The sequence below is a fragment of the Ornithinibacillus sp. 4-3 genome (assembly GCF_040958695.1).
In the GTDB taxonomy this organism is placed as follows: Bacteria; Bacillota; Bacilli; order Bacillales; family Amphibacillaceae; genus CALAMD01.
On the sequence record NZ_CP162599.1, the window covers coordinates 3351281 to 3363599 of the forward strand.

At 36.1% G+C, this 12319-nt stretch carries 9 protein-coding genes; 3 read left to right on the top strand and 6 right to left on the bottom strand.

What is annotated here, in order from left to right; all coding sequences use genetic code 11:
• Window positions 1-38: 38 nt before the first annotated feature.
• The gene (locus tag AB4Y30_RS16185) at window positions 39-1619 is read right to left on the bottom strand and encodes an ABC transporter substrate-binding protein (protein ID WP_368653212.1); all 1581 of its coding nucleotides are present in this window, start codon (window positions 1617-1619) and stop codon (window positions 39-41) included.
• A complete protein-coding gene (locus tag AB4Y30_RS16190; protein ID WP_368653213.1) occupies window positions 1619-2137 on the bottom strand; it encodes a MarR family winged helix-turn-helix transcriptional regulator in 519 nt (172 codons plus the stop codon). The genes AB4Y30_RS16185 and AB4Y30_RS16190 overlap by 1 nt, the downstream gene beginning before the upstream one ends.
• Before the next feature lie 155 nt (window positions 2138-2292).
• On the opposite strand from AB4Y30_RS16190, the gene AB4Y30_RS16195 reads away from it, so the two are divergent.
• Window positions 2293-3180 carry a LysR substrate-binding domain-containing protein gene (locus tag AB4Y30_RS16195; protein ID WP_368653214.1) on the top strand — a complete coding sequence of 296 codons (888 nt, stop codon included), beginning with the start codon at window positions 2293-2295 and terminating at the stop codon, window positions 3178-3180.
• Between the two features lie 206 nt (window positions 3181-3386).
• Complete coding sequence (locus AB4Y30_RS16200; RefSeq protein ID WP_368653215.1) at window positions 3387-4871, top strand: amidohydrolase family protein; 1485 nt, start codon at window positions 3387-3389, stop codon at window positions 4869-4871.
• 64 nt (window positions 4872-4935) lie between these two features.
• On the opposite strand, the gene AB4Y30_RS16205 is transcribed toward AB4Y30_RS16200, so the two are convergent.
• The 3 genes from AB4Y30_RS16205 to AB4Y30_RS16215 all read right to left on the bottom strand — a co-directional run bounded on the left by AB4Y30_RS16205 (window position 4936) and on the right by AB4Y30_RS16215 (window position 10397).
• Entirely contained in the window at window positions 4936-6951 is a 2016-nt protein-coding gene (locus tag AB4Y30_RS16205) for an ABC transporter ATP-binding protein (RefSeq protein ID WP_368653216.1), read from the bottom strand.
• Entirely contained in the window at window positions 6948-8699 is a 1752-nt protein-coding gene (locus AB4Y30_RS16210; RefSeq protein WP_368653217.1) for an ABC transporter ATP-binding protein, read from the bottom strand. The genes AB4Y30_RS16205 and AB4Y30_RS16210 overlap by 4 nt, the downstream gene beginning before the upstream one ends.
• 126 nt (window positions 8700-8825) lie before the next feature.
• On the bottom strand, window positions 8826-10397 hold the full coding sequence (locus AB4Y30_RS16215) for an ABC transporter substrate-binding protein (protein WP_368653218.1): 1572 nt from the start codon (window positions 10395-10397) through the stop codon (window positions 8826-8828).
• Between the two features lie 190 nt (window positions 10398-10587).
• On the opposite strand from AB4Y30_RS16215, the gene AB4Y30_RS16220 reads away from it, so the two are divergent.
• Complete coding sequence (locus AB4Y30_RS16220; protein ID WP_368653219.1) at window positions 10588-11571, top strand: 2-hydroxyacid dehydrogenase; 984 nt, start codon at window positions 10588-10590, stop codon at window positions 11569-11571.
• Window positions 11572-11807: 236 nt separating this feature from the next.
• Here AB4Y30_RS16220 and AB4Y30_RS16225 read toward each other — a convergent pair whose 3' ends face one another.
• Window positions 11808-12287, bottom strand: a complete 480-nt coding sequence (locus AB4Y30_RS16225) for a hypothetical protein (RefSeq protein ID WP_368653220.1) — start codon at window positions 12285-12287, stop codon at window positions 11808-11810.
• Window positions 12288-12319: the final 32 nt, after the last annotated feature.

The window sequence follows — 12319 nt, forward strand, 5'->3', positions numbered from 1 at the left end:
GCAAGGAGAGAATTACCTCTCCTTACTTGTTTCAGTTGTTATTTCCAAGACATATCAAAAACTTGAAAATACTCATCTACCCGTGGTTCAAAATTTAAATCCGAACGAACAGCGTATAAATCTGCTTGTTGCCATAATGGTACCCATGCCCCTTGCTCAACTAATTTATGTTGTAACTCAGCAAAGGCATCCAATCTTGGCTCTGGATCAAAGATTTGATTAGCTGCCTTAATCTCCTCTTCTATTTGAGGGTCATAAAAGCTACTGTAAGGTGCATCTTTTGTAAATAAATTCTCAATGGTTGATTGTGCTTCATAAGCAGGGCCCCAACCTAAAATAAACATATCTCCCATTTGTCTGTTTTGAATTTTTTCTAAATGAGATCCCCATTCATTTATTTGTACACTTACTTCAATACCAATACGTTGCAATTGTGCTGCTATCCCTTGAGCAATATGTGAGTCCATTGGGTATCGACCGCTTGGTGTATCCAATGTAAGTTCTAATTCTTCTGGGTTATAACCAGCTTCTTCAAGCAGTTCAACCGCTTTGTCTGGGTCATAACCATAATCCTCAGTCTCTGTATAATCTTGGTTAATAATCGATAATGGTCCTGTCATCTTTGTACCATATCCATTTAAGATAGAATTTAATAATTCATCTACATCAACTGCATAATTTATTGCCTGACGTACTTTTTGATCTTGTATTGGGCTATCTTCTGCTAGAGCATTTAATGCTAGGTAGTTAATTCTTGAAGATGCTACCTCACCAATTTCAGAGTTATCAGATTGCTCTAACTCCTGAAGTGCATCTACTGGAATATTCTTAAATAAATCAATTTCTCCACTTAAGAATGCAGACAACCTTGCACTAAATTCTGGTATATAACGGAATTCCAAGTTTTTAATCTCTGGCTCTCCTTGCCAATATTCATCATAAGCTTCTAACTTCAAATAATTATCTCGAGACCATTCAACAAATTTATATGGTCCCGTTCCTACCGGATTCTTCGCTGCTTCATCAAGTCCTACTTCTTCTACATGTTCTGGTTCCATAATCACAAGGTCTCCTGCAACATAATTTAATAATGTTGGAAAAGGAACAGATGTTTTAATTTCAACTTCCGTTGGTGAAATTACAGTAACCTCTTCCACATTCACCCAACGAGAACGGTAAAAAGAACCATTATCTTCATCTAAAATAAAATCAATATTCCACTTCACATCTTCAGCTGTAAAATCCTTACCATTATGGTATTTAACTCCTTCACGTAATTTAATTCTCCATGTTAATTCATCGATATGTTCCCAGCTTTCGGCAAGTGCAGGAATCAATTCACCAGTGGAAGGATCTCTATCAATTACAGAATCAAAGATATTACGAATTTGCGCCTGGTTAATATAATTTACATCCCAGCTACCTAACATCGTTGTTGCATCAGCTTCAAATCCAATCACAATAGAATCTTTTCCACTATCTCCATTTGAATTATCATTATTTGAATCTGATGAGCTATTATCATTTGATCCTCCTTCTCCTCCACTCGTTCCCTCTGTACAAGCAGTAATAAGGACTAGCGATACAATTACAAATAAAAACATTACTAATTTCTTCATCATTCTCCCCCATTTCTAATAATTCGTGTTAATACCTCTTCAATTTTCTCCATTGCCGCTACTACAGACTCAAGTTCTTCCTGTTTAAGCCCATTAATTAAAATTGAAATATTAGAGCTTGATGATTTTGTCAATTTCGCTAATTCTTCCTCTCCTTTCTCTGTTAATTCGATAGACTTTATACGCCGGTCATGCTCAAATGAAACCCGTTTAAGAATATTCTTTCTTTCAAAATTATTGATGACACGGCTAATATAACCTTTATCTAATAGAAAAAAATTAACTAGCTCTGTCGCTGTACATCTAGGTTGATTATGTATTTCAAATAAAATTAATACCTCCGTAACACTGTATGCGCTTTCATTAACATAAAACGAAGTTAACCCCATAACTCTTAAATAAAACCTATTAAATCTTCTTATTTTGCTAATTTCATCTTGTTGTATTTTCAATTCAAAGTATTTTCCTTTCCTTACAACTTTATCAACTATCCTTTTTAAATTTGTTGCTTTTGGCAACTATTGAGCCAGTAGTTTTTTTATTCTGTCTTTTTAGAATAGTGATTAATTTTGTTAAATTAAATATTAGCATTTATTAGTAAATTCGTATAATATATTATTAAGAGGTAATTGATACTTTTTAGATATCAATCTATTCGTAGGAGGACTTTGAAATGGAATTACGACACTTGAGATACTTTATTGCTGTAGCTGAAGAACTGCATTTTGGCAAAGCAGCTGAAAGATTAAACATTTCCCAACCGCCTTTAAGCCAACAAATTAAGCAATTAGAGAAACAAATAAACACAACACTGTTTTATAGAACAAATAGAAATGTTGAATTAACTGAGGCTGGTAAAGCATTTTACAAACACGCTGTCAAAATCCTTAATCAAATTAATATTGCACAAGAGGATGCTCGAAGTGTAGCTGAAGGAGAAAATGGAATTTTGAAAGTAGGTTTTTCTGGGACAATAACATTAAATGTCTTACCTGAAATCATAAAAACAAGTCAAAAATACCATCCTGGAATTGCGCTACAATTGCTTTCATTAACAACGTCTCAACAAATTGCTGCATTAGAACAACGCCAGATTGACATCGGCTTCCTTGTTCCTCCTGTTGAAAGTAGTTTAATCAGCACAAAGAAGCTTCAAGATGAAGAATACATTATTTGCTTACCTGAAAATCATCGATTGGCTAATGAAGATAAAATTAATGTCGCTGATTTAAAAAACGATTCTTTTATTTCTACTTCTCGAGATGCTGGTATTGGCTATTTCGACACAATAGATAATATATTTAAAGATGCTGGTTTTACACCACGCATCTCTCAAATAGCCAATGATCAATTAACGATGGTTTCTTTTGTTGCATCAGGATTAGGTGTTGTAATTATCCCAAAAGCTGCTGAGTCTTTAACAATAGATGGTGTTATCTACAAGGAATTACACAAGCCATACACGAAAGTAAATTCCATTGCTTGGAACAAAGAAAATACGAGGCCTGTAGTTCAAAAATTTCTCAATCTAGTTAGTGATCGGGTAATACCATCACTTTAGTTTTCTATTTTTAAAGTTTTATTCTATAAGCATAATAACATCGAAAATTTAACAACATGGCCCAGTAGCTAATAATAATCGGGTTCTCTTGCTTTTGATAAAGAAAATTAGCATTTTATTAAATCTAATTCTATTTTCTCTTATTTAATGTGTTAAAAAGGTCTCCCTTTTTACATATATTTCACTAATTTTAAGGAGGAAGTTAAATGTCAAATGTTAAACAAGTTCCACACGCCCCTGATCGTAATATTGGAGAAGGTCCTTTCGAAAGGCTGATTATTCGGGGAGTAACGATGATTGATGGGTCGGGTACTCCACCTGATGGTTCTGTCGATATTGTTGTAGAGGGGAATAAAATCAAAGAGATTGTTCAAGCTGGATTGCCTGAGTCAGCATTAGCTAATGCAAAGGTAATTGATGCAGCAGGTATGTATGTGATGCCAGGTTTTGTGGATACACATGCTCATATTGGCGGGGTAAATCAAGGTGTTCCTGCAGAGTATGTTCACAAGCTATGGTTAGCTCATGGAGTGACAACTGTTCGTGATCCTGGCTCCTTTAATGGGGCAGATTGGACAATTCATGAAAAAGAACGCAGTGAAAAAAATGAGATTGTAGCACCACGAATTTATGCATATACATGTCCAAGAAATTGGGATAAGCCTCTAACTCCTGACAATGTTCCAGAATTTGTACAATGGGCCATAGAAAAAGGGTTTGATGGTTTTAAGATTATTAATCGTTGGAATCCTGATACGATAGTTGCTTTACTTGAAGAAGCTAAGAAATACAATCTTGGAACAATGGCACATATCTCTCAAACGACAGCTGCTCGAATGGATGCACTGCAAGCAGCAAGAGCAGGTCTAGGTTCTCTAGAGCATTGGTATGGACTACCTGAGGCTATGTTTGCAGATAGAACTGTTCAGCATTTTCCAGCTCATTATAATTATTCCAATGAGTATCATCGCTTTAGTCAGTCGGGTAGACTCTGGAAGCAAGCTGCTCCCCCACACAGCGATAAATGGAATGCAGTGATGGATGAACTGATTGAACTTGATTTCACGATGAATCCTACTTTTGCAATTTACGAAGCATCTCGTGATGCAGCAAGAGCACAAACTGCTGATTATCATGAAGAATATACCTATCCTTCTTTATGGAATTACTATCAACCTGATCCAACGAAACATGGATCGTTTTTTACTGATTGGACCACACAAGATGAAATCGAATGGAAAGAAAATTATCGACTATGGATGGCATTTATCAATGAATATAAAAATCGTGGTGGACGTATTTGTACTGGTTCTGATTCAGGCTTTATTTATAAAACATATGGTTTTGACTTTATTCGTGAATTCGAGCTATTACAAGAAGCAGGTTTTCATCCATTGGAAGTAATCCGTGCAGCAACGTTAAAAGGAGCAGAACTTTTATCAAAAGAAAATAATGTGCCAATGGAATTTGGTGTCATTCAACCTGGTTATTTAGCAGACCTTGTACTAGTAAAAGAGAATCCATTGCATAATTTTAAAACATTATATGGAAATGGCGCTTTAAGATTAAATAGAGATACAGGTGTAACAGAACGAGTTGGTGGTGTATCTTTCACTATTAAAGATGGTATTATTTACGATGCCAAAGCATTATTAGAGGATGTAAAAGAAATGGTACATCACGCAAAATAACCAGACGAAAGCACACGGTTCAATTTGTGAGACCGTGTGCTTCTCTTTTTTAGCTTAACTGTATTTAACTGGGTTCTGTAGACCCCCGCTGCATTTGATACATTTGATAATAGACACCTTGTTCATCAATTAATTCTTGGTGATTTCCTGATTCCAAAATCTGGCCTTTTTCTAATACAAAAATTTTGTCTGCATTTTGAATGGTTGATAAACGATGTGCAATAACTAATGTTGTTCTTCCCCGCTTAAGCACTTCTAATGCACGCTGGATCAGATACTCTGTTTCTGTATCAATATTCGCAGTTGCTTCATCTAAAATTAAGATAGCTGGGTTAAAGGCGAGTGCTCGTGCAAAGGAAATTAATTGCCTTTCTCCTAAGGAGAGTGTGCTACCTCCTTCTGTTACAGGCTCATCATAGCCCTTTGGTAATTTATGAATAAATCGATCTGCACCAACAGCCTTTAATGCTTCTATTGCCGCTTCTTTAGAAATATTAGGATCATTCATGGTCACATTGGATAGGATAGTTCCGGAGAACATAAATGGATCCTGAAGCACAATTCCCATATGGCTACGGACTTGTTGTCTTGACCATTTGTCCGTATCATTGCCATCAATGTAAATTTTACCTTTTTGTGGATCATAAAAACGGAAGAGAACATTCATGATTGAGCTTTTCCCAGATCCTGTATGCCCTACAAAAGCAGCTGTTTCCCCAGCTTTCACATGAAAAGATAGATCATTAAGCACATACTCATTTTCAAGATATGCGAAGCCTACCTTTTCAAATTTCACATCTCCGTTATATCTTGGGATTTTCTCATCTTTCAAATCTTCTCCAGGGTGATCCATTAACGCAAACATACGACTTCCAGATGCACGTGCCTGTTCAATCAATGGAAACTGATTCACTAGCATCGTAATTGGTTCAAAGAGACGTGTTAAATAATCGACCAATGCATAAAGCATCCCAATGGAAATAATACTTGTTGGTTCAAGTGATAGATTCCCGAAATACCATATAAAGGTAACAAAGGCGATATTCCTTAGCGCATGTACAAGATTAAATGAAGTTAGCGCATTTAAATGAATTAGCTTCTTATGATTTGCATAAATCTCTGTATTTAACTGCTCAAAATCTCCTTTGGTTTTCTCTTCTACTTGGAAGGCTTGAATAATCGGCATTCCGTGAATAACCTCACTAATATTTCCATTGATTTCACTATTTGCGGTACGAATATTTAAATTATACCTAGAAGCAAATTTCTTATATAATTTTGCCCAAATTACAATAAGTGGAATAAGGAATAAACAAATAAATGCTAGCTTTGGATGTAAGAGATAAATCGCAATTAAAATACCTACCATATAAATAATACGAGTAATCACAATAGATAAGACACGCTCATACAACTCTCGTATTGCCTCTGTATCATTCGTTATTCGCGCTACAATTTTTCCAGCTGGCTGGTCAACAAAATAAGCCATTGGGATTTTCTGTGTATGCTGGAAGATATCATTACGCATCTTTCTAATAATCCGATTAGAAGCTTGTTGTAATAAGAAACGTTGAAAATATTTAAAGACTGCTGCAATCAATAATAAGCCCATGTATAAAGCTAGCAATAAAAGAACTGGATTTTGCTCTGGTTTAAAGAAAGCAAACATCTCTGCATCACTTATTTTCTCTGCCGATGCTTGAATCGTTTCTTCTGCTGTAATCGTAACTATCCCTTCAGAAAATTCCCTTCTTCCTTCCAAAGGCACGCGTTCGTTTACAAAATAATAATCCTTTTCAATCGCAATGATGGTCATCACTTTGGTTTGTTGTTCTGGATTGGGTAATCGATCTGCTCGAACATAATTTTCTGAGCGGAAGCTTACCGCTTGATCAGCATCATCTATTGTTGCCCAAACACCTTCTATTCCCAGCACATGATCATCGATAATTTTCTTAGCAATAAAAGGACCTGCAAGCTCTAATGTAGTCGCAATCATTAAACAAATAATCCCTAAAATAATTCCTTTTTTAAATCGGTAAGCGTAAGCTAATAAACGACGTTCTGTTCCATTTTTCATGAGCGCTCACCTTCTTCCTGCATAAGCTGTTGCTGCTCATATTGCTCCTTATACCAACCGCCTGCTTGGATGAGCTCATGATGTGTACCAGATTCGCTAATTCTTCCATCTTCAAGGACGATAATCAAATCTGCATGCACAACAGCAGATAAGCGATGTGCTGCGATCAATGTTGTTTTTCCTTGTCGTGTTTCTCTTAAATGCTTAATAATATTTGCTTCTGTTTTACCGTCTACAGCAGACAAGGAATCATCTAGAATAAGAATTTCTGGTTCTTTAATAAATGCTCTAGCTAAAGCAATTCGCTGCTTTTGACCTCCTGATAAGGAAACACCACTTTCTCCAACTTGTGTGTCTAACCCTTGTGGTAGCTGCTTCATATCCTCTAGAAAATGGGCAAGCTCCATCACATGATAAATCTCTTCATCCGTAGCATCTTCCTTACCAAATTGAATATTTTCACGAATGGTTTTAGAAAATAACACTTGATCTTGCGGGACATATCCAATCCAATGTCTAATCTGTTGTAAATCTAGTTGTTCAATTCTCGTTCCTGCGAAGGAGATTTCTCCTCTCATATTCGGATATTCACGTAATAATAATTTAAATAATGTCGTTTTACCTGAACCAGTTTTCCCAACAATACCAATGGTTTGACCCTGCTTGATACTTAATTCACGAATATCTAATTGATCCATTGCTGTTTCTGGATATGAAAATTTCACATTTCGAAAGTGAATATAATCAAGCTTCTTCACGTGTATCGTGGTATCAGGATTACTAATATCAGGCTTATAATCCAAGATCCCATTTACCCGATCCAAGGACGCATTTCCCCGTTGCATCACATTAATTAATTCCCCGACAGCGAACATCGGCCAAATCATCATCCCTAAATACACATTAAATGTGACTAAATCACCTAAGGTTATTGCATTTTGAAAAACCAGAAAAGCTCCATAACCAAGGCCAATCGTATAAGATATACCAACTAAGATATTAATCGTTGGTTCAAATAATGCATCAATACGAGCAACAGCCATATTTTTCTCATATACATTATCAGTCATAGATGAAAAACGCTTTGCATCTTGCTTTTCCTGAACAAAGGCGCGAAGTACACGAACACCACGAATAGATTCTAACACTTCGTTGTTCATATCCCCAAAAGCATTTTGCGCTTTCGTAAATCGACGATGGATTGCTGCTCCATATTTATTAATAATAAATCCCATAATCGGTAAAGGTATTAATGCGGCGAGGGTCAACTTCCAACTAATTGTAAATCCCATCATGGCAATAATCATGAACATAAAGGTCGTTGCATCAACTAGGGTTAATATTCCAAATCCTGCAGTCATGGAGAGTGCCTTTAAATCATTTGTACTTCGCGCCATCAAATCGCCTGTTCGAAACTTCCCAAAGAATTTCGGCGACATTTTCAAATAATGACCCATCAAGCGACTTCGCATACCCTTTTCTAAAATAATACTTCCACCAAATAAAGCATAGCTCCAGACATAAGAAATAACATAATCAATGATAATAATGGATAGATAGATGAGGAGAACAGTCACTAAAATCTTCATCGTTAAGGAGTTAAAACGAATATGATCAATGACGAAGCCTAATAATTTAGGTGGAAGCAATCCAAGTGCGCTTGCAGAAATCAGAGCTATTATAGCAATGGTATACCTTTTCCAATGCGCTTTAAAAAACCAACTTAATTTTCCAAGAACTGAAAACATGGCATCTTCCCCCTTCATGTGCCCATGCTTTTGTCAGTAAACATTAGAGGTGCATTTCACTTGTAAAAAGTTAGGGCAGAATACATCCACCCTAACCTTCTATTATTTTCTCTACAAAATGTAGAATTAATTACCAAATTCCATTCCAGGCCAAATGAGCGTATCCTGAATTGGGTGTTTTTTGAAGTTTTCAAGCCCTCGACTAGCTGTCACACTTTCTCTTACAAATAATGGAACCCATGGCGATTCCTCTACTAAAAATCCCTGTGCTTCTTCATAGAGTGCTAAGCGTTTGTCAATATCCACTTCTGCTCTTGCTTCTAATAATAAATCATTTAATTCTGCTGGCTCATAATGCATACGTGTAGACATTCCTTCTCCAAATAGCGAATATAAAATGTCCGCATCTGGCCAACCATATCTCCATAAAATCATTTCATGCGCCCCTTCAGGAGTTTGCGCACGAATAGCCGCATCTTCTTGCACGACAAGCTTTATATCAATACCAATTTCCTTTAATTGATTCTGAATAATTTGCCCAATACGTTGCATAACTGGCTCATCCGTCATCCAAAGCTCAATCGTAAAGGCTTGCCCATCTTTCATCACAATACCATCTGAATTTATTTCATCCCAACCAGCCTCTGCTAGTAATTGCTTCGCTCCCTCTACATCACGAGCATATTTCTCTGCTGCCATATCCTCTACTGCTTGACTATAACCAAACACTGTTTTAGGTAAGGCACTATACGCTGGTTGTGCCATTCCATCTAATGCATGATCAATAATTGGATCACGATCAATTCCTTTAGCAATAGCCTGGCGGACTCTCTTATCTTCAAAAATCGGACGCTTCATATTAAATCCTAAATAAGTGTTACCATTCTCCAAAACCTTTTCTAAAGTAACTTCTGAATCTTCTTCCAGTTCCTTCAAATATTGTGGAGGTACATTAGCTAAAATATGTACTGTTCCATTTTTAAATTCCAATAATCTTGTATCATCATCCGAAATAAAACGGAAAGTTACTTTATCAAAATCCGGTGCACCTTCTGCACCCCAATTATAGTCCTCGAAAGGTTCATATGTGATGGATTCTCCACGCTTTGTTTCCACATGCTTTAATGGACCAGAGGCTACAGGATTTTTCTCAAATCCCTCTCCGGCATCATCTAATACTGATGTATCAATTACCCCCATATATGCAGTGGTAGCTCCTGGAAAGAATGGAGCATATGGCTCTGTCCAGGTAATTTGCACGGTATGCTCATCCACAGCTGTCATATCCTCAACTGGGCCTAAAATATCAAACACTGGTGATATTTCTAAAAATCTCTCCAAAGATTGAATTGTAGCCTCAGCTGTAACGGGTTCACCAGAATGAAATTTTGCATCTTCCTTTAAATGAAATGTTCCAACCTTAGAGTCCTCAGATATTTCATACTCCTCTACTAATCCTGGAATTAGATTGCCTTCAAAATCAAAGTTAAATAATTTATCAAATAGATGACCGTTTGTATCATCTACCCATGTTGTACTTTGAACATCTAACGTATCTGGCTCTCTAACGGATGCGATAATTAATTCCTTTTCTCCGTCTTGATTGGTACGCTTACTGTTTGTGCCACTCTCTTGATTACCACAACCAACAAGTACCAACACTAATATTGCTGCTATCCCGAGTAGTATTTTTTTCATAAGATGTAATTCCCCCATTTTTGATTTAAAATCCTTGTTGTTTTCGCAATAAATCTATCATAAGCTAAAAAAATTTTTATAACAATATTTTAGTTCCAACTATTTTAAATTGTAAAATAACTCATTTATAAAAGAGTTGAAGTTTGTTATAGTGAATTTAGGAAAAGGACAGATGATAGGAGGAATTACTTTGAAGCAAAAAATTGTTGTTTATAATCGTTTAGAAGCACCTGTCTTACATAAATTACAAGAAAAATATGAAGTTCACTTTTTTAAAGATATTAATACGAAAACAGATCCTGATTTTATAGCTCATTTAGCGGGTGCAGATGCATTAATTGGTCTAGAACTTCCCGTTGACCGAGAATTATTAGATCATGCTCCAAATGTAAAAATCGTAAGTAATGTCTCGGTTGGATATAACAATCTAGATATAGATGAGCTAACAAAACGAGGTATTATGGCAACAAACACACCAGGAATTTTAACAGATACCGTTGCAGACACGATGATGACCATTTTATTATCAACCGCACGTAGAGTTCCTGAGCTTGATCATTGGGTGAAGCAAGGAGATTGGGAGAAAATGATTGAAGTGGAGCATTACGGAATAGATGTTCACCATAAAACACTTGGAATTATTGGGATGGGAAGAATAGGTGAAGCAATAGCTCAGCGAGCACACTTTGGATTTGATATGGATATTTTATATCATAATCGTTCCAGAAAACCAGAAGTGGAAGAGAAGTTCAATGCAACTTACTGCGATTTAGATGATTTATTAATGCAAGCTGATTTTATTTGTTTAATGACACCCTTAACCCCAGAAACAACGGGCTTATTAGGAGAAAGAGAATTTAAACTTATGAAGCAATCGGCTATCTTTATTAATGGTTCTCGTGGGAAAACGATTGTAGAGGCTGATTTAATTGAAGCTTTACAGAACGGAGAAATCGCTGCAGCTGGGCTCGATGTGTTTGAAGAAGAGCCAGTTCATCCAGATAATCCTTTATTAAAAATGAAAAATGTCATCACTGTCCCACATATTGGATCATCCACTTGGGAAACAGAATTAAAAATGTCCGAGCTAGCCGCTCATAACTTAGAGCTTGGCTTAGAAGGGAAATGCCCACCAAATTTGATTAATAAGCGTGTTTGGGAAATGCAGAAGTAAAAAGATAGGAATGTTGTTATTTTAAAACATCCACAAAATAATCTAGAGGGAATAGTTAAAATTTCTTAGGAAATACTAGGTGGAATAAAAGAGTCGCTAATATCTGATGACAAAGAGAAGTGACTCTTTTTCCATATAAAGAAGACCGCCATTAGGCGGTCCTTTTAGTTTGTAAATATATTTTCATATCGATGAAAGCATTTTTAAGGGGTAATTATGCTTTATACTCAATTGCATTAAAATTCATATAAAACCTCAATATCTTCTACTTTCTGAATCTGCGCAGGATCTGATTCTAAAATGAGTGATTTCACAATAAAAGTAATATAATCACCATTATTTAAATCTACTCCTCCTCTTGGAAAAGAATATAATTCTAAACCACCTATCGATTCAAAATATGCCAGATAATCTTCTGTTTCCTCATCGTTATTGCCTTTTGATACAAGTCTTCCTGGTCCTAGATAATCCTTAAAATAACGATTCATATAATAAAAATACTCTCTATCAAACTCTATATCGCCTTTTTCTCTCCGATCAAGGTAGCCATGGTAGTAATAGCCAGAAAAGCGGGTTCCTTCTATTTCCTCCACGTCCTCTATATCCTCTGCCGCTTTCGGCTCTACTTCTCTTTTTTCAGATATACTTTGCTCATGGAAAAATAACGTGATGACAAATACTACTCCTAACAAAGACCAGAAAATCATCTTTTTCATCTCAATGAAACACCTTCCTTGTGAGAGCCGAG

Excerpts from the sequence above, each read along its gene's own strand:
- AB4Y30_RS16185 (WP_368653212.1), bottom strand. The coding sequence starts at position 1,619 with ATGAAGAAATTAGTAATGTTTTTATTTGTAATTGTATCGCTAGTCCTT.
- AB4Y30_RS16195 (WP_368653214.1), top strand. The coding sequence starts at position 2,293 with ATGGAATTACGACACTTGAGATACTTTATTGCTGTAGCTGAAGAACTG.
- AB4Y30_RS16200 (WP_368653215.1), top strand. The coding sequence starts at position 3,387 with ATGTCAAATGTTAAACAAGTTCCACACGCCCCTGATCGTAATATTGGA.
- AB4Y30_RS16205 (WP_368653216.1), bottom strand. The coding sequence starts at position 6,951 with ATGAAAAATGGAACAGAACGTCGTTTATTAGCTTACGCTTACCGATTT.
- AB4Y30_RS16210 (WP_368653217.1), bottom strand. The coding sequence starts at position 8,699 with ATGTTTTCAGTTCTTGGAAAATTAAGTTGGTTTTTTAAAGCGCATTGG.
- AB4Y30_RS16215 (WP_368653218.1), bottom strand. The coding sequence starts at position 10,397 with ATGAAAAAAATACTACTCGGGATAGCAGCAATATTAGTGTTGGTACTT.
- AB4Y30_RS16225 (WP_368653220.1), bottom strand. The coding sequence starts at position 12,287 with ATGAAAAAGATGATTTTCTGGTCTTTGTTAGGAGTAGTATTTGTCATC.